Raw genomic sequence first — 21,274 nt, forward strand, 5'->3', positions numbered from 1 at the left:
GGTTGGGTACACTCCGCTTCAAGGCCAGTTGCCAGCGCTGGGGAAGCCTGATAGGTTCCGGGCCTTCCGAAACGCAAGAGATTTATTTGGGATCTCCCCATGAAAATGAATGCCAACCTGATCCGGCCCGGAATGGTGCTGGAGCACCAGGGTAAGAAGTGGTCCGTCCTGAAGCATCAGATTGTCCAGCCCGGCAAGGGCGGCGCCTTTATCCAGGTGGAAATGCGCGATCTGGACGCCGGGAACAAGACCAACGAACGCTGGCGCACCCAGGATACCGTGGAGCGCCTTGAAGTCCGTTCACATGACTGCCAATACCTGTTCAAGGACGATAGCGGCTTCACCTTCATGGATACCGAGACCTTCGACCAGTTCACCATGCATGCCGACTTGCTGGGTGAGCAGGCCGCTTTCCTGCAGGAAAGCATGGAGGTGACCGTGTCCTTCATCGAAGGCGTACCCGTATCCCTGGAGCTGCCCTCCCAGGTCATCCTGGAAGTGGTCGAGGCAGATGCCGTGGTGAAGGGGCAGACGGCCTCTTCCTCCTACAAGCCGGGTATCCTGGAGAATGGCCTGAAGGTCATGATCCCCCCCTTCATCGGGGCCGGGACCAAGATCGTCGTGTCCACCGTTGATTGCAGCTACATTGAGCGCGCCAAGTAACCCTGGGGGTTCGCGCCGTTGGACGCCAAAGCGCCCCCCGTGGATCCCATCTGCGGGGGGCGTCGTTTTCCGACGAACACCATGTCTCATGCCTATCGGGGCCTTAAGCCCACCTATGCCCACCTAAGAAGGAAAAACCGGCCATGGCCATCCGCTCAGCCACCATGAATGTCATGATCGGCGCCGCCAAAAAAGCCGCCCGCGGTCTGGTCCGCGACTTCGGAGAACTGGAAAACCTCCAGGTGTCGAAGAAGGGACCGAGCGACTTCGTGTCTGCGGCCGATATTCGCGCCGAACAGGTCATCAAGGCCGAACTCATGAAAGCCCGGCCCAAATTCTCCTTCATGATGGAGGAAAGCGGCACCGAGGAACGGGAAGACACCAAGCGCCGCTGGATCGTCGATCCCTTGGACGGCACCACCAATTTCCTGCACGGCATCCCCCATTTCGCCATCTCCATGGCCCTGGAGGAATTCGACGAAATCACAGCCGCCCTCGTCTACAATCCCGTCCTGGACGAGTTGTACACCGCTGAAAAGGGGGGCGGGGCCTTCATGAATGACCGGCGGTTGCGCGTTTCAGGCCGCAGAGAGTTGTCCGACAGCCTGTTCGCTACGGGTATCCCCTTCCAGGGCAAGGGCGGTCACGCCCGGTTCGTGACCCAGCTCGCCGCTGTCATGGCCAAAACCTCTGGCGTGCGACGCATTGGCGCTGCGGCTCTGGACCTGGCCTATGTCGCTTCCGGCCGGGTTGACGGCTACTGGGAAGAAGGCTTGAGCCCCTGGGATTGCGCCGCCGGCATCTTGCTGGTCCGCGAAGCTGGAGGCTACGTCACCACACCGGACGAAGTCGGCAACCCCGTACACAAAGGCAATGTGGTTGCAGCCAATACGCATCTCCACCCCCAACTCATGGAACTCATCCGCACCACCAAAGAAGCGGAAGCCGTTCAAGGCGCATGAACTCCGTTCCCCTCTTCAAGAGCATTGAGCGGAAAAGTGGGGGCCGCAGGGAAGGCGGAGCGGACAACCGGTTTTCCGCTCCACGTGATGCTTCAACCCTATGAGTCTCGATCAAATGATCCGCCCTCAATCGATTCCGATTTAGGGCGGATTGAGCTAGGTGGCCGCCGGCCTTGCCGCATTGCCTCGTCATGGTATAGTGCCCTCCCATGGATCGCGGGGCCAAGGCGACCACGCCACCGCAGCCAAGGTAGTTCACGGGCGTTGGGTGGCAAAACGGTATTCCCCTGCATATCCGACGCTTTAACATATCCGGGAGGTTCGTCCATGGGGCGTCAGGCTCGCCAAACCCACCGTGTCCCGTCTGTCCGGGGACTTTATCCTGCAGTCGGCACCTTGCTGCTCTTGGCGGGGTCCATTTCCACGGGTATGGCTCAAGGGTATACCTACGCGGGAACGTCGAATAACGCTGACCCTTATGCTTACCTGTCAGATCTTGCTGAAAACTCCTCCTCCGGCGTGATCGTGAACAATGCGGGCATGAACGATGGGCTGCTGATGCCCAACGGCACCTACCCCCGGTCCTATGGCCCAACCCTGGTCATCGGCGGCGGTGCCCTGGCGGGGAAATCTCCGGTCGACGCCATGGGCAACCCCGTGTCCCGTTCCTATTTACCTGGCGGCACCGTCGGCAGAGGGGCGCCCATGGCAGCCCTTCCTCCCAGAACGTCCGAACCGAAGGCGCCCGCCCCCAGCCGTCCGGCTGCTGTTCCCGTGGAACGCACCGAAAGCCGCCCCGCCCCCATGCGCGCCGCGACGGTCGAACCGAGCCGTATCACCGTACCCGACCCAGAACCCGTCCAGGCAGAACCCAAACGCATCCCCAAACCACCGACCAAGACTGCGGTCATTGAGCCCCCGCCCCCCTCACCCGTCGTCCAAGAGGCACCGGCCAAAGCCAAGCCTGAGGTCGAGGAGGTAAAGGTGGTTGAAGCTCCCAAGGCCGCCCCTCCGGTTCGCCTCAGCAGCGGACAGGGTCCGATCCGGTTGAGCGCGGGCGTAGGCCCCATTCGCGTCCCCGAGGAGAGTGCCGCCCCCCGGAAACAAGCCGCTCCGGCGCCAAAATCCGGTCCCGTCAAACCTGCGCCCCCGAAACCTACGGTGGCCGATGCAGAGCCGGTAAAAACGGCTCCGGTCCGGACTCCGCCGATCCAAACGGCGGCGGCTCCGGCACCGGCCACTCCGCCGCCTCCACCACCCGTCACCCAGACGCCCGCAGCGCCTGCCACCTCGGTACCCCAGCCAGCGGCAGCGTCGCAAGCCGCCTCGGATCCCCAGGTGGCCGCGCGAACGGCGCCGGTCGTGCAAACAGACGGAGTCGTCTCCCTGTCCTTCGCTGAAGGGACACCGGACCTGCCACCTGATTCGGAAGACAGACTGAAGCGGATCGTGAAGCTCTTTTCCAAAGATGCAGGTCAGCGCATCCGAATATTGGCCTACGCGAACGATGCAGAGGGCACGAGCAATCAGGCCAAACGCCTTTCCCTGACCCGGGCATTGAACGTGCGTGCTTATCTGATGGAGCAGGGGATACGCAGCCCCAACATAGAGGTGCGGGCCATGGGCAGCCAGGGCGCAGGTGCCAATCCGGACAGGGTCGATATCAGTGTGACGCCCTAGACTGTCTCTGGCACAGATCAGCCCAACCTTGGTCGCGGACTGCTCTCCGCCATTTGTGTGATGGATCAAGCTCGTGGGACATTCGTATCAGATCCTACCTTCTTTCCAGTCCCTCCTCAGGGTCAGGGACGGGACGATTCCCGTTGAACCACCAGCGTCCACGACTGCAGTCCGGGGAAAGACTTCCCCATATGAAGACCCGACACTGCGACGAGGCCCGATTGTTTCAAGGGGGATGCCCCCCGCCATCCGGACCTTTCCCTCTCGGTTCCAATCAACGAGTTTCGCCCCATGAGACGCCCCCGCCGTTTTTTGCTCCGCATGGCCATCTTCCTCGCCGCCGTGGGCGCGGTGGTTGCCGCCCTTGCTCCAACCATGGCCGAGTTTTTCCTCTCGAACCCTCCCTTGAACGGGTTGATCTTGGGGGTCGCCCTTGTCGGCATCCTGCTGAACTTCCGACATGTGACGAGCTTGGAGCCTGAGGTGCGTTGGTTGACCGAGTTCAGCCAGGGCCGTGCTGCGGTGGATTCGAAGGCCATGCCCCGTTTGCTTGCTCCCATGGCCACCATGCTCTCCGACCACAAGGAACGGGGCCGCGACCGGGGAGACCGGGGGCACTTGACCCTCTCGGCAACCGCATCCCGCAGCCTGTTGGACGGCATTGCTGCCCGACTGGATGAAAACCGGGAAACCTCCCGCTATTTCGTCGGCCTATCGGTTTTCCTGGGGCTGCTGGGAACCTTCTGGGGCCTGCTGGATACGGTGGGCTCCATCGCCAATGTCATTGGCGACCTGTCCATTTCCGGAGATAACATCGGCACGGTCTTTTCGGACCTGAAGAGCGGTCTTCAGGCCCCGCTTTCTGGCATGGGCACGGCCTTTTCCTCCTCTCTTTTCGGTCTTTCAGGCTCTTTGATCCTGGGCTTCCTGGACCTCCAGGCGGGTCAGGCCCAAAACGCCTTCTTCAACGGGCTAGAGGATTGGCTTTCTGACCGTACCAAGCTTGGGTCCAGCTCAAACCTGGGAGATGGAGACCAATCGGTCCCCGCCTACATTCAAGCGCTTCTGGAGAAAACGGCGGATAGCCTGGACGACCTGCAGCGGACCATTGCCCGGGGCGAGGAAAGCAACCAGACCAATGTTTCCCAGGTCCGGGAAATGGCCGAGACCATGGCCGTGCTGGCTGACCAGATGCGCACGGAGCAGGCTGTTCTGTTGAAACTAGCCGAAACCCAGGCGGACCTGCGCCCCGTTCTGCGAGACCTGTCCGAAGGCTTGGCCAAGGGCGGCCCAGCCAAGAGCGATGACCCCACGCCCACCCACATCCGCAACATGGACGCTGCCGTGACCTATATCGCCAACCAGATGGTTCAAGGCCGGGAACAGTTGCTGAAGGAGTTGCGGGCCGAGATCAAGCTTCTCGCGCGCACCATAGCGGCCACGTCCAACCAGCAACAGCCGCCTCGCGGCGAGCGCTGAGCGGGGGCCCGGAACAATGGCCGGACTTTCCCGCAGGCGCCGCGCTGCTTTCGACATTTGGCCGGGGTTCGTCGATGCTCTGGCTACCCTGCTGATCATCATTATTTTCGTGTTGATGGTCTTCGTGCTGGCCCAGTTCTTCCTGGGCCAAGCCCTCTCTGGACGGGAGGCCGCACTGGACAGGCTGACGCGCCAGCTTTCAGAAATGGCCGACATGCTCTCCCTTGAGCGTCAGGCCAACGATGACTTACGCCTTTCCCTCTCCCAACTCTCCGGCCAGCTTCAGGATGCCAATGCCCGTGCCGAGGCCATGGCGGCCCAGCTGCGAGACGCCAAGGACACGGCATTCGAGAACGACCAACTCCGCGACCGCTTGGCGTCCGTTGCCAAGCTCGAGCAGGACGTCGCAGCTCTTAAGGCCCTTCGGGACGAACTGGAGAAACAGGTCAAGGAGATGGGCGCAAAACTGGCCGAGAAGGAAGGCCAAATCGCCGATGAGCGGAAAATTTCCGACGAAGCCAGAGCCCATGCGGCCCTTCTCAATGCCCAGCTCGAACAATTACGGAACCAGCTTGCCGCCCTGCAAGACGCCCTGGATGCCAGTGAGGCCCGCGCGGCCGAGCAGGACGTCACCATCGCCGACCTGGGCAAGCGCCTGAATGCAGCGCTCGCCGAGAAGGTGCAGGAGTTGCGACGCTATCGGTCGGAGTTCTTTGGCCGTCTGCGGGAGGTCCTGGGCAACAGGGAGGACATCCGGGTTGTCGGTGACCGCTTCGTCTTCCAGTCTGAGGTTCTATTCCCCAGTGGATCGGACCAGCTACAACCCGCAGGCGCGAGCACCCTTGCCAGCTTGGCCCAGACTCTGATTGAACTGGCCAAGGAGATTCCCGATGACGTGGACTGGATCCTGCGCGTTGATGGCCATACGGACAAGCGCCCCATTTACACCTCCGACTTCAAATCCAACTGGGAACTCTCGGCAGCCCGGGCCATTTCCGTGGTCAAATATCTGATCGAACAGGGTGTCCCTCCCAACCGCTTGGCAGCGGCTGGTTTTGGCGAATATCAACCCATTGACCCAGGCGACGACGAAGCTGCACTTGCGCGCAATCGACGCATTGAAATGAAACTCGACCAACGGTGAGGGTGGAGGTTTGAAAAAACCCCCTATTTCCCTTGCACCCCCCCAACCCGTTCTGTATAAGAGCCGCTCGTTTCGCGGGAGATTTAGGCGATGAAGAAGGACATTCACCCGGATTATCACGAGATCACTGTCGTGATGACCGATGGCAGCGAGTTTACCACTCGTTCTACTTACAAAGGCGAAAGCCTGCGCCTGGACATTGATCCGAAGTCGCATCCGGCTTGGACCGGCGTTCACCGTCTGATCGACAGCGGCGGACAGCTTGCCAAGTTCAACAAGAAGTTCGCTGGCTTTGGTATGAAAAAGTAGTCAGCGGATTTGAGACTGGATTAGTCAGAAACGGCGGCCCCTTGGGGTCGCCGTTTTCATTTTTACCCTAGAGAGAAACGGGATCAGCTTGAGTCAAGCTGGCCCCGTTTCACTCTCATTCTATAAGTTTTAGAGTATCTTCGAGGCCAAGTTTGCTCGCGAAGCAACCCAACTTGATCTCGGAATACTCTAGACAAAAGTGACGTTCGATTGGGTTGCACGACTTGCTTTTTTCAACTTATGAAAACAATCATTATTCAGTTGGAATTAACCAACAGACCACCAAACATGCTATAGGATGAGCTCTTCAAGGAGCCAAGATGGGTCACAGACAGCCCCTCCACAAGACATGGCCGTCTGCGAAAAAGAAGGGAAACCAAGGGGTCATGCCTCCCCTCACGCACTACGAGCTTTACGCGTTTGAAGGACACAACTGGACCCTTCAGCAACGCTTCGTTGGTTCCGAGCGAGAGACGGCTATTCAGGAAGCCAAATCGCTGGAAATTCACTTGGGCATGCCAACAAAGGTTATTCGGGAATACCACAATCCACAATCAGGCATGTTCGACGAACACGTGGTCTATATCAGTCCGCGATTCAAAGAGGTAAAGGATCAGGCCAAGCAAGCTCGGGCCGGGAAGGCCCAAAGCCTGGGCTCTCGCCCCCATGCCAGCATGCCCGAAGGGTTGGAAAGCTACTCCAACTACAAATATACAGAGCAAGAATTGGCCGACAGGCGCTACGCAAAGTCCGTCGGAGACTTAATGGGGCGGGTTCTGTTGGTTCTAACCGCCAGCCTTATCCTTGCAGCCATGGGCACATCGTTAGTCCCAGCCGTACTCAACCTTCTCAATGCCGGCGGACAGATTGGCATTGGGAGTTTGGGAAATGTGCTTTTCGGGATTTTCTTATTCCTGTTCTTGGTTTCGACCGTCGTCATCGGGCGCAAGCTCATCCCCTTTGCAGGAATCCTGGCTAAAGCTCCGACTCCCAAGGGCCGCAGGGAACGCAAATACACCCCCTCAGCCGCAAAGGAGCAGGACACCAGGAAGTCCGCTCCTGAAGACCGTGATGAAGACGGAGAAGAAACAGATCCGGACTTCGACCCCATCGCCCTAATGGACGAGCATGCGGAACTGGTCCATCAACCCGCCCCGCCTCCCGATCCCAAGGACCAGCAAAAGCAGCGTGACGCCGAGCGCCTCGCAAAACGGAAGGCGGAAGCCGAAGAAAAACTCCGTAAAGCCCGGGAAGAAATCGAAAAGGCCCGGGGAGAAGATGCCCCCCCCCCGGATCCGGAAGAAGCAGAAGCCAGTCAGACCGACGACGACAGTCCCCAGGCCGATCTGGCCCGGACTGCGGCCATGACCTTCCTTGGGGGCACGGTGGCGGCACTGAAGAGCATTTCGATCAAAATGGATGTCTTCACCCGCTTTGGCGTGAACCTCTATCTGGCGGGCGCCTGTGAGGCCTTGGCGGGCCACCTGGGTTTCCCCCAAAGCCTTCAACACGGCCTTCTGCGGGAAATGCTGGAAGTCATGGGGACCCGTCCTGCCCTGGCATTGATGTTCATCGAGAAGCTCGAAGAATATCTGATGGAACCCCGCTATATGCTGATGGTGCAGGCGGGCCGTGAAGCCATGCTGGTTCAGCTTGCCGGAGGAAGTGACCCTTTCGGTGCCCTCCCCCAGATCATGGCGGACTGGAATACCCCGATCGCCAAAAAGCCGACGACCAGCACCATCGCCATCGTCTTCACCGACATGGTCGGCTCCACTGACATCAATTCCAAGGTGGGGGACTTGGTGGCCCGGGAAATCACACGGGTTCACAACACCATTGTTCGATCTGCCCTCTCCCGCTTTGACGGACGGGAGGTCAAGCACACGGGTGACGGTATCATGGCCACTTTCCAGGTCATTTCCCAGGCAGCGGAAGCAGCAGCAGACATTCAGCGGGCTGTGGCAACTCACAATACCCGGCGACCAGACCTGGCCATCGGCCTGAGGATTGGCATCAACGCAGGCGAACCGCTGGTCGAGGAAAATGACTACTATGGCATCGCGGTCACCTTGGCGGCACGGATTTGCGCTGCGGCGGAGGGAGGGTCTATCCTCTGCTCAGGAGTGGTCAGAGACTTGAGCCAAGGCAAGGACCTAAGGTTCCTGGACAGGGGACAGGCCAAGCTAAAGGGAATTTCCGACCCCCAACGCCTCTACGAAATCGTCTGGGATTCCAACGCTCCGATTACTGACCAAGAAGACAGGCCCCACATGACGGAGCCCCCTGATGAAGAAGGGATCACCACCCCGGGGGCCAATGCCGAGTTGGAAAGCCCCCCTCATACCGACGGGGAGACGGCACCCAAACCGACGGAAAATCCCGTCTAATTTTTTAAATCGGCCCCTTGATCCCAAAATTTCTTAGACTTACATTCTAACCGTGACCGGGCCCATTGTGGGGCGGTCACGGGGAACGGCGCCACCTGCGGGCCTTTCGCCTTGGGTTATTGAGAGCTTGGCAGCATCCCGTCGGACGGATGTCGTCTCCCCGCTCGCTAAAGCGATGAAGCCGGTCTCCGGTTCGTCGTTGTAAGTTGTGACACTCGTATCGCTCAATGGAGGATATGACCATGCGTACTTTTGATCCGACCCCCCTGCACCGTTTCGCCATCGGCTTTGACAATATCAGCCGCATTCTCGATGCAGCGACCCGCCTGGATGACCAAGCCGTCGCCTACCCACCGTACAACATCGAGAAACTGAGCGAAAACGACTACCGCATTACCATGGCCGTTGCCGGGTTTGGCGAGAGCGACTTGGACGTTATCGTTCAGGAGAACACCCTCATCATTTCGGGAAAAATTCACCGCGCAGAGAGCGAATCCAAGGCTCCCGAGTTCCTGCACCGAGGCATCGCAGGCCGTGCATTCGAGCGGAAGTTCGAATTGGCTGATCACATACAGGTCAAGGGTGCTGCACTCGAGAACGGCCTGCTCCATGTGGACCTGGAACGTCTGGTCCCCGAGGAAAAGCTGCCCCGCAAGGTCGCCATTCAGTCCTCGGGCACGGGCGCTAAGGCCATCGAGAACAAGGCCGCCTAGGCGGTCTGATCACCTCCCTCATGCATCCTCCAGACGAGAAGTTTGGATCGGTGATGCATAGGACCAGATCTCCTGCGCCGTCAGATGAATCTTTCCAAGCCGTCGGTGTACGGGGAGAAAGGGCCGAGCAGTGTTCGGCCCTTTCAACGTGTCTTTGAAAGAAGATGCCTTGAAGCCCCTTAAGGTTTTTTCTGAGCCAACACCCGATTCTCGACCAACCATTTCAGGCCCCGCCGCCAAGCTTGGTCGGTGTTGCCGCGAATATCCGTTTGATATTGGGCCACAACCTGACCGCTTTGCGCGTCTCGCTCTCGGATGATAACGGTCTGAATCAAAACAGAGATCTTTTGAACCGCACCGGTGAAGGATCGCTCCGCGCCGACAGCCCTGGCCAGACCCGCCTCGCATTCATTGCAAGAAAAAACGTTCCCTTGTTTTGCGATGCGTCCCGTCAGGGGAGAGATGTCCTGAACCCCATATCGACCACTCTCGCTCAGCAACTGGCGGAAATAATCGGAAAGCATGGCGATCCGGGCGTGTTCGGCCTCGTTCTTTTCCCCATAGTCCACCTCCTGACTGTAATTGATAAAAGCCATATCAAAGACTGCCACAGGCTCCGGCTTGTCGGCCCTGGCGGTGTGCGACGCAAGAACCAATCCTGCGGCTGCCCCCACAGCTGCAAAAGCAATCGTCCAGTTTCTCATTTTTTCATCCTCCCATTTGTCCGGGTTCTCCCGTTGAACATACGAGCCTACCAGGGTCTCGGATCCCATGTTTGCTATTTGGGACCCAGACCTCATGCAAACCGCCCATCAGTTCGTGATCATGTCCCCGATAGTGGTGTAATTCCAAGGTGCGGTGAGTTTGCCTCACCGCACCTTGGAAGCGGCCAAGTGGCCGCCGCGCCTTATGGCGCGTAAAAGCCCGCCTGGCGTTTGAACGCAAGAAAAGCGGCCTGGGTTTCAACCCGCGCCGCTTGGTATAAGAGGGGTGGTCACCGGGAAATCTCGGTAAGGTTTTGCTACCACACCAAACCACGTCAGCCTCTCTGAAGCTGAAGTCTTCTTGGGGGAATTTCTCCGGCGCCAGGGGTTATCCGGGGTAAAGCGGGTGGTTTCCGAAACGAGGAAACATCGTATCCAGCTCAACCAAATGGAAAACAGCCGTTTCCAAAAACACCCCACAAACGATCATGGTTCCGCTTTAGGCTGATCATCAACCGGTTTGCCTGGAAAATACTCACTGATATCCACATCATCCAATTGATCGGGTCGCAAATAACTTTCCGCGTATTCACGCCAAACCCCTGATCGCAAGAACAGCGCGTACAAGTCAGGGTCGATATGGCCTCCCGCAACCATGCTCGCCATGATCTTCAACGCTTCCGAAATAGTCTTGGGCGTCTTATAGGGGCGATCCACCGCAGTCAGCGCCTCGAAAATATCGGCGATGGCCATGATCCGAGCAGGAACGGACATCTCGCCAGCCTTAATGCCTCGCGGATATCCGGTCCCGTCCATTTTCTCATGGTGCCCGCTCGCGTATTCAGGCACCCGCTTCAATCCCTGCGGTAAGGGGAGGTTTTCCAACATCACAATAGTCTGCGTAATGTGGTCATTGATCTTGTAGCGCTCTTCTTCTGTCAAGGTGCCTCGGCGAATGGACAGGTTATAGAATTCCCCGTGATTATATTGGACTGCAGGGGGCATCATACGGATACCGTACCTGTTCTCCTCCTCAAGCGGTGGCTTGCCATCCGGCCAATGGAAAATATGGTTCGGTCGATCTGCCAATAGAGTCTCCAAAGCAGGAGCGGGTATCCTTGGCACACCCTCCAACCGTTGTTCTTCAGCAATGGACAGGCCTTGCCGATCATCGAAATGACGCACCCAGGTCCGCTCGCCAATGGCCCTTAGGCGTTCGATCTCCCCATCATCCATGGATTCACCGCCAATATTGGTCTTTGCGACAAAGGCGAACTCCTCCAACAGGCGGGCTTGCTCCTCCGCCATGCGCGCCCGGGCCTGGGCGGGGTCGGCTCCGGCCAACAGGCTGTCCCGATAGCCGATCTCCGCGTCGCGCCACAACACCTCAAACCGCATTCGAACCTCGTGAATGCGGTTGTAGATCGTCTCCAGCTTGGTGGCTTTATCGACCACGTATTCAGGGCTCGTCACCTTGCCGCAGTCGTGCAACCAACTCGCGATATGCAGCTCACGCCACTCCTCATCGGTCAAGTCAAAGAGGGCGAAAGGTCCTTCTGTCTCAGCACAGGCAGCCTCGGTCAGCATGCGGGCGATTTCCGGCACCCTGGCGCAATGCCCACCCGTATAAGCGGACTTGGCATCGATGGCCGAAGCGATGAGCTCGATAAAGCTGTCGAGGAGATCGCGCTGGGCTTCGATAAGCAGTTGAACTTCCAAGGCAACACCGGCCTGGACGGCCATGGACTCGACCACGGGGATTTTACTCTCGTCGAAGGGAATCACCTCGCCGGTCTCCGGGTCCGAAGCGTTGATCAATTGCAGGACGCCGGTCACCTGCCCCTGCCGGTTCCGCAGCGGTATGACCAAAAAGCTCATGGAGCGATAGCCATTGGCTTCGTCAAAGCGCTTGGGTCCGGTAAAGTCAAAAAGCGCTGAGTCATAGGCATCGGGAATATTGATGACGTTCCCGGTCAATGCTGCATGGGTCGCCAATTGGGAATGATTTTCGGTCCCATCCGGATTCCTCAACTTCAAGGGCGGAAAGGGAATGTCATCCCCCGTCTCCCCGCCCAACCGAATACCCAGAGATTGATTCAGAATAATACCGAAGGTCAGCTCCTCCCGATCGGGATCGAGAACATAGACCGTTCCGCCATCGGCCCCATGGATATCCTTTGCCGCCATCAGCAGGGTTTCAATCAACCGCTTGGCATTCCTCTCAGACCCCATGAGAATGCCCAACTCGATCATCTTGGAACGGCTATATTCCAATTCCTTCCGTCGGCTTTCCATAAGGTTATAGGTCCGGATCACCTCACCCAGCTCATCACCGCTGGTCCAATCGACATGGCGCGTTCCAGATTTATCCTGGTTGGCGAGCATGGCTTGCCGCAACCGTTCCAGGGGCACAAAGATCAAACGGTCCGTCGCAACCCAGATAATCAGGGTCATCAGCACAACCAGGGCAACCCCGGTGATGGCGTAACGTTTGACCGTGGATCGCACCTCTGCGTCGATGACATGTTGGTCAAATGCAACCCGCAGGAAGCCGACCCGATGGGCCTTCTCTCCCTCGTAATAGGTGATCGGCTCGGAGACGACAAAATCCAGGTCGCTTTCCATCGCGCTCACATCGCCCCCGGTCGCCAGGATTTGGGTATCGGCATCCAGGACGATCAGGCCCTTGAATTCCGGATGCGCCATCATCACCGAAATAAAATCCTTCAACAGAGCATCATCATAGGTCCAGACGGGTTGCGCCAGGACGACAGCACTGCTTTGTGCGAAACGGACCAACCGCTCCCGCAGTTGCGCCAGTCTCTCCGCATGATTTTGGCTTTCCAAAACCGCGAAGACAGACATCAAAACCAAAATGATGCCAGGGAGAACGATCGCCAGCAGCTTGATCCTCAACGAGGCCCTTCCACAAGGCGCTGTCATTGCAGATCTCCCAATGCTTGGTTAAAGCGGGCAATCAGCCCAGGATCCGTCGCCTTGGAACAGATCAAGTGCCGGTCATTTCCCGGCGGAATGTCGGACATGGTCAACAGCACGATGTCTTCCGCCGCAGCGGCCAGGCTATCCATCAGAACCATGGCCTCCACTTCAGATACGATCATATAGTCGAACCGACCGCCCAATAGCATTCGGGCCATACCCGTTTCATCCTGTGATACTGTCACACGGGGTGGATCCAAGCCTGCAACCAAACCGTCCAAATATGACCCATAGGAATAGCCCAGTTTGCCTCCCATACGCAGACTCTTATCCGCCAGCATTCCCTGAGCCGTCTTATGGAACTGAACGGCGACATTGTCGGCACGTGTCATGATCCTTGATGGTTTATCCGTATAGATCACGTCAGAAAACTGGCCAAAGACCTCCCTGTCGGCCCGCTTGAACCACCCCAGGGCACAAAGGGGACCTCTATTGGCCTCAATGGCCCTGAGATGACCATTGGGTTGCGTCTGAACCCATTCAAAGAAAATTCCGGCTTTGTCAAAAGCCATCTTGGCAGGTGTCGCCACCAGACCAATATAGCCACCGTCTGCTCTGGACTCATAATAAGGAGGTCGCTCGAAGACCAGGACCTTCAAAGGCTTCTCAGCAGCTCGAGCGGGTCCGGCATTGCCTGCCACCGAACCCAAAACAACCACGCTCAAAACAAATACGCCCAAAACACATCCGCTCTGGACGACACCTGCCAGAGCGGCGACGGACCAGCCCTTCATCCTGCCCTCCAGTTGTCCGATCTCAAATCACCTTTTGTGCTCACACAGGCCACTAAAACAGTACTCCAAACACGGTCTGGGCGCGACGGGAAGAAAAAACCCCAAGGCGTTTCTTTTTCCACCCTTATAAGGACGCTCAGAAATAGCTCTACAGCTGGAAGCAAATCCTGTTCTTTTCGGACCCCCTCCCCCTGATCAAACCGATCGCATGGGCCCGGTATCCTCCCCCCCCCTTACAACCGCAACATGGTCGTCTTCATGGCGCGGGGGCTGGAGCGGGACGCGATGCCAGAGGGGAAGACGCTCTGGACCGAGTAACGCCGAAGACCTGAAATGCTCTCGTGGTTGCAACCTTATTTGGGAACCAATTCCCTCGACACCCATTATTCCAAGCAAAACTTGGAAAAGGATCCCCATGACCGACGAATCCACCCCCCGCCTGGTTGTCCGCCACGCCACCCTCTCGGACATTCCGGCCATCCGAGAGCTTTGCGCAAAGGTCTATGCCGACTCGGCTCCCTATTCGACAGCCCAGTTGCGCGGCCAACTTCAAAACTTCCCTGAAGGCCAATTCGTTGCCGTGCTTGAGGGAAACATTGTCGGCTATTGCGCCACCTTCCGGGTCACGGGTGAGATCGCCCTCGCCCCGCACACCTGGACGGAGATCACGGGTGGAGGGTTCGCCAGCCGCCACGATCCGGAGGGAGATTGGCTCTACGGTATGGAGGTCTTCGTCGATCCGGAAAATCGGGGCCTGCGTCTGGGACAGCGCCTGTATACAGCGCGGAAGTCCCTTTGCGAGTCCTTGGGGCTACGCGGCATCATCTTCGGTGGGCGCCTACCGGGATTGGTTCGACGCGCCGCCAAAGTCGGGGGCGCAGAGGGCTATGTGAAAGCTGTGGTGGAAAAACGCCTCCGCGACCCTGTCCTTTCCTTCCAATTACGCAATGGCTTCGATGTCCACGGCATCCTGAAAGATTATCTGCCGTCGGACAAAGAAAGTCTGGGATACGCAGCCCACCTGGTCTGGCAGAACCCCACATTCGTCGAGCCCGAGGTCGTTGGACGCCGTCGCCGACCGGCACGGGAGCCAAACACCGTGCGTGTCTCCATTGTCCAATATCAGCAACGCCGGGTCAGCTCCTTCGAAGAATTCGGTAAAAACGTCGAGTATTTTGTGGACGTGGTCGCGGATTATAAGGCTGACTTCGTGGTCTTCCCTGAGCTGTTCACTCTCCAGCTACTCTCCATCGAAAACGAGCCGATTCCGGCCAACGAAGCCATTGCCCATCTGACCAGTTACACCGAGCGCCTCAAGAAGCTGCTGTCAGATCTGGCTGTCAGTTACAACATCAACATCATCGGCGGATCCCACCCAACGCGAGTGGAGGATGGGACAATCCAGAACATTTGCTATGTCTGCCTGAGGGATGGCTCGATCCACAGCCAAGTCAAGATCCACCCCACCCCGAATGAACGGTACTGGTGGCGGATTGAAGGGGGTAACGAAAGCGACACCATCATGACCGACTGCGGCCCAATCGGAGTGATGATCTGCTACGATAGCGAATTCCCGGAACTGGCCCGTCACCTTGTCGACCAGGGGGCCCGCATGCTCTTCGTTCCCTTCTGCACTGACGAGCGGCAAAGCTACTTGCGTGTCCGCTACTGCTGCCAGGCGCGAGCGGTAGAGAACCAAGCCTATGTCATCATGTCGGGGAACGTGGGCAACCTGCCCAACGTCGAGAACATGGATATCCAATACGCCCAAAGCTGCATTCTAACCCCCTGTGACACCCCTTTCGCGCGGGATGGTATCGCTGCGGACACAACGCCGAACGTAGAAATGGTTGCCTTCGCCGATCTGCGATTGGATGACCTAAACGCCGCGCGGGACTCAGGGACGGTGCAAAATCTCAAGGACCGCCGGTTCGATCTATATACGGTCGACTGGAAACGAAAATAGCCCAACGGCGCATTCAGTTTGAAACCGGGCGGGGATCGGGGTGGGCTTAACCCGCGTTTCCTATCCTTTCTCCCTTGCCTGGGACCTTAAAGCCCAACCCAAAATTCATCCCGTAAATTCAAAGAGTTCCGTCATGCCCGTGAACACGGACCAGAATACACGACAGTGTCTCGTCTTTTTTTGGGCGATAGCCCAAGCCCATTTGGGGGCAAATGCCCCCAAACCCCCATTTTTCTTTTATAAATATGGGCCTGACGTCTGGGACCTTTCGGCCCCAGTTGGGGGACGGGGCTTTGCCGCGTGACTGCCCCCATTAACGATTTCACTCCGATCCTAAGTCATACATGAAAACATATTGGACAAAATTCACGCACTCCTCCTTTATCCAGCCGTTGCGCCTCCTCTGGCGAGCGCTGCGGCATTCCAAGGACAGAGAAACCATCCTGTTGCGGTTGCGGTCCCCGCCCGGTTTATTCCAACCCGATGGTCACACCACGTGCGACCGCTACCCCATTTGTTTCAAAGTCGTTTGCACCGAACTCAAAGACCAGAAAAATCCACGGTTACTGTCTTTCGGGTGCTCCACGGGCGAAGAAGTCTTTAGTCTTGCCCGCTTATTGACTGATGCCACTGTCCGGGGCCTCGACATCAACCGTCGCGCTGTTGATAAGGCGCGCCTTTCGACGCCCCCTATCTGGGCAGACCGAATTTCCTTTGCCGTCGCGTCATCGACCAAAGCAGAGCCATCAGAGACTTATGACGCGGTTCTCGCCATGGCCGTATTTCGCCACTGTGACCTTCAAGGTCTGCATCCTCAACGGTGTGATCACCGAATTCGGTTCGCGGACTTCGCCCAAAGCATTGAGGATCTGGCGCGCTGTATCAAGCCGGGAGGCCTTCTGGTTTTGCGCAACAGCCACTTCCGCTTCAGTGATACGGCGACATTTCACCTGTTCCAGCCAGTCCTCACCCTCGCTCGCGTTCAGACCACCCCCCCAAACCCAATTTACGGACCGGACAATCGGCTCATTTTAGACGCGCCGCCTTCGACCGAGGGGATCTGGCGTAAACATCCGACACCGTGATGCCAGAGTGCTCCGAGATCAAGGGGGCCGCTTCCAAGACCCTTTCCGACACGGTACACGGCAGTCTTTTATATTTTTTGGGAGACTACCCAAGCCCATTTGGGCGCAAATGCCCGCACCCCCCCATTTTTCTTTTACACATAAGACCCCGAAGTCTGGGGCCTTGCGGCCTCAGTGGGGAACGGGGCAAAGCCCCGAGACGGGAAAACATCCCCTGTCGTGTACCGGGCATTTCCGAGGAATGGATCAACCGCCTCTGCACGTTGCCAGACCCTTATACCAAGCGGCGCGGGTTGAAACCCACGCCGCTTTTCTTGCGTTCAAACGCCAGGCGGGCTGTTACGCGCCATAAGGCGCGGCGACCACTTGGCCGCTTCCAAGGTGCGGTGAGGCAAACTCACCGCACCTTGGTATAAGCCTCCACTTGGAGGGGGTATCCCGCAAAACACTCCTTTAAAAAATGGATTTTAAATCAGCCCCTGTTCACCTTCCCACTATAAGTATTTTTATTGTCGACAAAAATTATTCATCCCCATACCATTCCTCCATTGGCGACGTCCCGGGCCGCGACGTCATGTTCAATGGTCCCTTCCCTTTCGGCACGCGCGTTCAGAAGGAACACGCCGCACCAAAGGAGAATATTGGAATGTTTATTCGCTTGAAGACCTGGGGGCTGATCGCTTCCATACTGGTCATGGGCACGCCTGCCATGGCCCAAGAAATAACTTGGTAGATCCCACATCTGTTCCCGAAGGCTCACCCTTCTATGCCAGCTTTCTCGAGCGATTCTCCGATAACGTGTATATTCTCCCTGAAGTCCATCGCCCCCAGATATGACCTATGGGCTTCCCCATTCACGGGACGTTCTTATTCGGACCCATTCGAAATCGACTGAAAAGCCCACAAAGGAAACGACCATGGCTGATTCCGTCTTCACCGGCTGCATGCCAGCTCTCATGACCCCCTGTAAACCGGATCGCACCCCGGATTTCGACGCCCTCGTGAAGAAGGCCAAGGAGTTGATCGCCCACGGCATGTCGGCAGTGATCTACTGTGGGTCTATGGGCGATTGGCCCCTATTGACCGACGAGGAACGCCAAGAAGGCGTCGGCCGTCTGGTCGCCGCAGGCATTCCAACAGTCGTCGGCACCGGAGCCGTCAATACCAAGCAAGCCATCGCCCATGCGGCTCACGCGGCCAAGGTTGGCGCCAGCGGACTGATGATCATCCCCCGTGTCCTCTCCCGCGGCTCGTCGACCGCCGCGCAGAAGGCGCATTTCAAGGCCATCCTGTCGGCGGCACCCGACCTTCCCGCAGTCATCTACAACAGCCCCTACTATGGGTTTGCAACCCGAGCCGACCTGTTCTTCGCCCTGCGAGCCGAGCATCCCAATCTGGTCGGCTTCAAGGAGTTCGGCGGGGTTGCCGACCTGCGCTATGCCGCAGAGAACATCACCTCGCAGGACGAGAACGTCACGCTGATGATTGGCGTCGACACCACTGTGTTCCATGGTTACGTCAACTGCGGCGCCAAAGGTGCAATCACCGGCATCGGCAACGCGCTACCGCGCGAGGTTCTGCATCTGGTCTCGCTCTGTCAGAAGGCCGCCGCCGGAGATGCCGTAGCACGGGTTCAAGCCAAGGAGCTGGAGGAGGCCCTGCATGTGCTCTCCACCTTTGATGAGGGTCCGGACCTGGTGTTGTACTACAAGCATATGATGGTTCTCGGTGGGGACGCCGAATACGGGCTCCACTTCTACGAAGAAGACGCCCTGACAGACTCCCAACGCAATTACGCCGAAGCGCAGTACAAGCTGTTCAAGGATTGGTATGCAGACTGGAGCACAAGCCTGAACGGGGCCAAAGAACCCAACCCGAAATAGCTCTCATTATTTCAATAGATTATCTGTCATTCCCGCGTACGCGGGAATCCAGGGTGGAAACAGATAACGGAGGTAAATCCAGCAATGGCAGTACAATTGACCGCTCGCAATCAAACGGTATAGCGTTCGAGGGCAGCTCGCAGATCGTCAGGAATGGGAGTGGGCCGGGTGGTTTGCCGGTCCACGAAGACGTGGGTCCAACTCCCTTGGGCTGCTGCGTCCTCTTCTCCCTGGCGGAACAGGGCCAGTCCCCAGGTGACACTGGATGACCCGAGACGGTCAACCCTGACGGCGCCATCAATCATGACCCCTTGGGGGCCGAAACCAGACAAATCGACGGCTTTATTAAAAACGCAGCGGCTTTCGGCGGCGAAACTTACGATGGGCGAATCCCCGGTAAGGTCCAATCCCCCTTCAGTAGCGAGGAAGGTTACGATAGACAATTCAAAATAGCGGTAATAAAGCACATTATTAACGTGATTAAAGGGATCGAGATCTCCCCAACGGATTTGGATCGGTGTGAAATAGCGGAAGGCGCTGCGCTGTTCGATTGGGTGTTTGGGCATGAAAAACCTGGGAAAGACTGAAGGGTCGGGGAAGCTGTGCTTCCCGGTCGGGGGGATCGGGGGGCAGAAGCCCCCCGAATGTTACGATGTCCACCTTCGGTGGAACGGGGGGCAGAAGCCCCCCGAGTGTTACGATGTCCACCTTCGGTGGAACGGGGGCAGAAGCCCCCCGAGTGTTACGATGTCCACCTTCGGTGGAACGGGGGCAGAAGCCCCCCGAAGTATCAAGATATCCCCAAATCCTATTGGGCTGTCCAACCGCCATCGATTGAAAAGTGGGCGCCGGTCACCGTATCTGCAGCTTCGGAGCAAAGATAGACGGCCATACCGCCGATCTGCTCGGGTGTAACGAAACGCAGGGACGGTTGTTTTTCACCCAACAACTCCTTATTGGCCTCCTCAATGGACTTGCCCTCGGCCTCGGCGCGTGCCTCGATCTGCTTTTCCACCAGGGGCGTGTGCACCCAACCCGGGCAGATGGCATTAACGGTGACATGGCTGGTGGCATTTTCCAGGGCTGCAACCTTGGTCAGTCCAACAACACCATGCTTGGCGGCCACATAGGCAGCCTTCTTGGCGCTAGCGACCAGCCCATGGGCGCTGGCGATATTGATGATACGCCCCCAGTTCCGTTCCTGCATGCCCGGCAGGGCAGCGGCGGAGCAATGGAAGACGGCGGACAGGTTGATGGCGATCACCGCATCCCACTTCTCCACAGGGAAATCTGGGATAAAATCGGTGTGCTGGATTCCGGCGTTGTTGACCAGGATATCGAGTTTTCCGAACGCCTCGATGGCGTCCTCCACCAACTTGCGGGCAGCGTCGCCCTTGGACAGGTCGGCGAAAAGGTAAACGGCGCGAACACCGTAATCAGCCTCGATGCCTGCGCGGATTTTCTCGATCTCGTCCTTGTCGCCAAAGCCGTTCAGGACAATGTCGCAGCCCTGGGCCGCCAAGGCCTTGGCCACGCCCAAGCCGATACCACTGGTGGATCCGGTAACCAGCGCGCTCTTACCCTTCATGACCTACGTCCTCTCGCTTTTGATGTGCATCGTCCCTCCGGTTGGAGGAACCCTTCGGGAAGATACCACCCTGAAAGGATATGCGGAAAACCTGAATCTGGGTATTCCCAAGGCAGCCTGCACCTGTTTCCCGCCCCCCATGAAAAGTCGCTTTCCATTCTGGCCCCCCTTTAACAGGGTGCGGAAAAAACGCTTTTATCGTCATCCCCGCGCACGCGGAGATCGAAGTTTTGTGGTTTCTTTCCGTAGAATGAACCTCGGGTTGCCCTATCCCTTAACCCGGCCCCCCTTGACCCCACTCCTTCCACCCCCGAGATACCCCCAAAGAATTAGAGACACACCGGAGCCAAAGCCCCATGAAACACCTCGTCGCCCTTGGTCTGCTCGCAGCCACATTGACCGCTTGTGGCCCCATTCCCCGGAGTGTGACCGTACTCAGCGCAACGGGTGGGGCCTGGCCCCAAGTCCTTACGGCGCTGCAAGGTGGCCCCATTCCGGTAACAGTCATTGGTGCGGCCTATCCCGGCGCCACCGCTGACGAAAGCCTTGCTCTGATCGAACATGCCGTAACGACGGGAATCACTTGGTACCCGGCCAAAGTCGTCGACGGTCGGGGGCTCGATCCCCTTCCCTCTAATCACATGGTTTGGCTGATGGACGCATCCTCGGGGACGGACCCCGCTCCGCTCTGTACTGGAAGCCTTGCCCCAAAAACAGCCGGGACTGCGGACCCGGATCGTATCCATATGCTCGCCGCCCTCTGTTCAGGTGGACATGTGTATACGGCGGTTCAGGGATCCGTTGACCGCTCGCCCGAGGACCCCATGGCTGCCCCGGACCGTTTGGCGCGACAGATGGTCCGCCAATTAGCCGATTATGGGAAGGTCGAGCAGGACGACGATGTGGAGTGGGTCTCCCGCTGATGGGCAGCAGACCACGTCTGCAGAGTAGCAAAGGGCTCTGAATCCCAAGAT

The 21,274-nt window shown here is 58.0% G+C and carries 17 protein-coding genes; 12 read left to right on the forward strand and 5 right to left on the reverse strand.

Going from position 1 to position 21,274, the window contains the following annotated elements; all coding sequences use genetic code 11:
- Window positions 1–99 precede the first annotated feature (99 nt).
- From efp to ACLIRY_RS03485, 8 genes are all read left to right on the forward strand, one after another.
- Window positions 100–663 (forward strand): elongation factor P, encoded by a 564-nt coding sequence (efp, locus tag ACLIRY_RS03450; RefSeq protein ID WP_413203935.1) that lies wholly within the window; start codon window positions 100–102, stop codon window positions 661–663.
- A 143-nt stretch (window positions 664–806) separates the two neighbouring features.
- Entirely contained in the window at window positions 807–1,625 is an 819-nt protein-coding gene (locus ACLIRY_RS03455) for an inositol monophosphatase family protein (protein WP_413203936.1), read from the forward strand.
- Between the two features lie 327 nt (window positions 1,626–1,952).
- On the forward strand, window positions 1,953–3,305 hold the full coding sequence (locus ACLIRY_RS03460) for an OmpA family protein (protein ID WP_413203937.1): 1,353 nt from the start codon (window positions 1,953–1,955) through the stop codon (window positions 3,303–3,305).
- Window positions 3,306–3,596: 291 nt separating this feature from the next.
- Window positions 3,597–4,784 carry a flagellar motor protein MotA gene (locus ACLIRY_RS03465; protein ID WP_413203938.1) on the forward strand — a complete coding sequence of 396 codons (1,188 nt, stop codon included), beginning with the start codon at window positions 3,597–3,599 and terminating at the stop codon, window positions 4,782–4,784.
- Window positions 4,785–4,800: 16 nt separating this feature from the next.
- Window positions 4,801–5,928 carry a peptidoglycan -binding protein gene (locus tag ACLIRY_RS03470; RefSeq protein ID WP_413203939.1) on the forward strand — a complete coding sequence of 376 codons (1,128 nt, stop codon included), beginning with the start codon at window positions 4,801–4,803 and terminating at the stop codon, window positions 5,926–5,928.
- Window positions 5,929–6,018: 90 nt separating this feature from the next.
- On the forward strand, window positions 6,019–6,237 hold the full coding sequence (gene rpmE, locus ACLIRY_RS03475) for a 50S ribosomal protein L31 (RefSeq protein ID WP_413203940.1): 219 nt from the start codon (window positions 6,019–6,021) through the stop codon (window positions 6,235–6,237).
- Window positions 6,238–6,623: 386 nt separating this feature from the next.
- A complete protein-coding gene (locus ACLIRY_RS03480) occupies window positions 6,624–8,627 on the forward strand; it encodes an adenylate/guanylate cyclase domain-containing protein (protein ID WP_413203941.1) in 2,004 nt (667 codons plus the stop codon).
- A 242-nt stretch (window positions 8,628–8,869) separates the two neighbouring features.
- Window positions 8,870–9,340: an Hsp20 family protein gene (locus ACLIRY_RS03485; protein ID WP_413203942.1), complete on the forward strand. Its 471-nt coding sequence runs from the start codon at window positions 8,870–8,872 to the stop codon at window positions 9,338–9,340.
- 179 nt (window positions 9,341–9,519) lie between these two features.
- On the opposite strand, the gene ACLIRY_RS03490 is transcribed toward ACLIRY_RS03485, so the two are convergent.
- The 3 genes from ACLIRY_RS03490 to ACLIRY_RS03500 all read right to left on the reverse strand — a co-directional run bounded on the left by ACLIRY_RS03490 (window position 9,520) and on the right by ACLIRY_RS03500 (window position 13,778).
- On the reverse strand, window positions 9,520–10,044 hold the full coding sequence (locus ACLIRY_RS03490; protein WP_413203943.1) for a DUF3280 domain-containing protein: 525 nt from the start codon (window positions 10,042–10,044) through the stop codon (window positions 9,520–9,522).
- Between the two features lie 486 nt (window positions 10,045–10,530).
- A complete protein-coding gene (locus ACLIRY_RS03495; RefSeq protein WP_413203944.1) occupies window positions 10,531–12,987 on the reverse strand; it encodes an HD domain-containing phosphohydrolase in 2,457 nt (818 codons plus the stop codon).
- Complete coding sequence (locus ACLIRY_RS03500; RefSeq protein WP_413203945.1) at window positions 12,984–13,778, reverse strand: substrate-binding periplasmic protein; 795 nt, start codon at window positions 13,776–13,778, stop codon at window positions 12,984–12,986. Before ACLIRY_RS03500 ends, ACLIRY_RS03495 begins: the two co-directional genes overlap by 4 nt.
- A gap of 415 nt (window positions 13,779–14,193) precedes the next feature.
- On the opposite strand from ACLIRY_RS03500, the gene ACLIRY_RS03505 reads away from it, so the two are divergent.
- The 3 genes from ACLIRY_RS03505 (at window position 14,194) to ACLIRY_RS03515 (ending at window position 18,712) form a co-directional block, all read left to right on the forward strand.
- Window positions 14,194–15,744 carry a GNAT family N-acetyltransferase gene (locus ACLIRY_RS03505; RefSeq protein ID WP_413203946.1) on the forward strand — a complete coding sequence of 517 codons (1,551 nt, stop codon included), beginning with the start codon at window positions 14,194–14,196 and terminating at the stop codon, window positions 15,742–15,744.
- Between the two features lie 344 nt (window positions 15,745–16,088).
- A complete protein-coding gene (locus tag ACLIRY_RS03510) occupies window positions 16,089–16,829 on the forward strand; it encodes a class I SAM-dependent methyltransferase (RefSeq protein ID WP_413203947.1) in 741 nt (246 codons plus the stop codon).
- 917 nt (window positions 16,830–17,746) lie between these two features.
- The gene (locus tag ACLIRY_RS03515) at window positions 17,747–18,712 is read left to right on the forward strand and encodes a dihydrodipicolinate synthase family protein (protein WP_413203948.1); all 966 of its coding nucleotides are present in this window, start codon (window positions 17,747–17,749) and stop codon (window positions 18,710–18,712) included.
- 110 nt (window positions 18,713–18,822) lie between these two features.
- Here ACLIRY_RS03515 and ACLIRY_RS03520 read toward each other — a convergent pair whose 3' ends face one another.
- On the reverse strand, window positions 18,823–19,278 hold the full coding sequence (locus ACLIRY_RS03520) for an acyl-CoA thioesterase (protein WP_413203949.1): 456 nt from the start codon (window positions 19,276–19,278) through the stop codon (window positions 18,823–18,825).
- A 242-nt stretch (window positions 19,279–19,520) separates the two neighbouring features.
- Window positions 19,521–20,300, reverse strand: coding sequence for a 3-hydroxybutyrate dehydrogenase (locus ACLIRY_RS03525; protein ID WP_413203950.1), 780 nt, complete (start codon window positions 20,298–20,300; stop codon window positions 19,521–19,523).
- A gap of 356 nt (window positions 20,301–20,656) precedes the next feature.
- On the opposite strand from ACLIRY_RS03525, the gene ACLIRY_RS03530 reads away from it, so the two are divergent.
- Complete coding sequence (locus ACLIRY_RS03530; protein ID WP_413203951.1) at window positions 20,657–21,223, forward strand: hypothetical protein; 567 nt, start codon at window positions 20,657–20,659, stop codon at window positions 21,221–21,223.
- The last annotated feature ends 51 nt before the right edge of the window (window positions 21,224–21,274 follow it).

The sequence above is a fragment of the Rhodospirillum sp. A1_3_36 genome (genome assembly GCF_047263945.1).
Lineage (GTDB): Bacteria > Pseudomonadota > Alphaproteobacteria > Rhodospirillales > Rhodospirillaceae > Rhodospirillum.

Excerpts from the sequence above, each read along its gene's own strand:
- ACLIRY_RS03480 (WP_413203941.1), top strand. The coding sequence starts at position 6,624 with ATGCCTCCCCTCACGCACTACGAGCTTTACGCGTTTGAAGGACACAAC.
- ACLIRY_RS03490 (WP_413203943.1), bottom strand. The coding sequence starts at position 10,044 with ATGAGAAACTGGACGATTGCTTTTGCAGCTGTGGGGGCAGCCGCAGGA.
- efp (WP_413203935.1), top strand. The coding sequence starts at position 100 with ATGAAAATGAATGCCAACCTGATCCGGCCCGGAATGGTGCTGGAGCAC.
- ACLIRY_RS03485 (WP_413203942.1), top strand. The coding sequence starts at position 8,870 with ATGCGTACTTTTGATCCGACCCCCCTGCACCGTTTCGCCATCGGCTTT.
- ACLIRY_RS03455 (WP_413203936.1), top strand. The coding sequence starts at position 807 with ATGGCCATCCGCTCAGCCACCATGAATGTCATGATCGGCGCCGCCAAA.
- ACLIRY_RS03465 (WP_413203938.1), top strand. The coding sequence starts at position 3,597 with ATGAGACGCCCCCGCCGTTTTTTGCTCCGCATGGCCATCTTCCTCGCC.
- ACLIRY_RS03505 (WP_413203946.1), top strand. The coding sequence starts at position 14,194 with ATGACCGACGAATCCACCCCCCGCCTGGTTGTCCGCCACGCCACCCTC.
- ACLIRY_RS03460 (WP_413203937.1), top strand. The coding sequence starts at position 1,953 with ATGGGGCGTCAGGCTCGCCAAACCCACCGTGTCCCGTCTGTCCGGGGA.
- ACLIRY_RS03525 (WP_413203950.1), bottom strand. The coding sequence starts at position 20,300 with ATGAAGGGTAAGAGCGCGCTGGTTACCGGATCCACCAGTGGTATCGGC.
- ACLIRY_RS03510 (WP_413203947.1), top strand. The coding sequence starts at position 16,089 with ATGAAAACATATTGGACAAAATTCACGCACTCCTCCTTTATCCAGCCG.
- ACLIRY_RS03470 (WP_413203939.1), top strand. The coding sequence starts at position 4,801 with ATGGCCGGACTTTCCCGCAGGCGCCGCGCTGCTTTCGACATTTGGCCG.
- ACLIRY_RS03530 (WP_413203951.1), top strand. The coding sequence starts at position 20,657 with ATGAAACACCTCGTCGCCCTTGGTCTGCTCGCAGCCACATTGACCGCT.
- ACLIRY_RS03495 (WP_413203944.1), bottom strand. The coding sequence starts at position 12,987 with ATGACAGCGCCTTGTGGAAGGGCCTCGTTGAGGATCAAGCTGCTGGCG.
- ACLIRY_RS03515 (WP_413203948.1), top strand. The coding sequence starts at position 17,747 with ATGGCTGATTCCGTCTTCACCGGCTGCATGCCAGCTCTCATGACCCCC.
- ACLIRY_RS03500 (WP_413203945.1), bottom strand. The coding sequence starts at position 13,778 with ATGAAGGGCTGGTCCGTCGCCGCTCTGGCAGGTGTCGTCCAGAGCGGA.
- ACLIRY_RS03520 (WP_413203949.1), bottom strand. The coding sequence starts at position 19,278 with ATGCCCAAACACCCAATCGAACAGCGCAGCGCCTTCCGCTATTTCACA.
- rpmE (WP_413203940.1), top strand. The coding sequence starts at position 6,019 with ATGAAGAAGGACATTCACCCGGATTATCACGAGATCACTGTCGTGATG.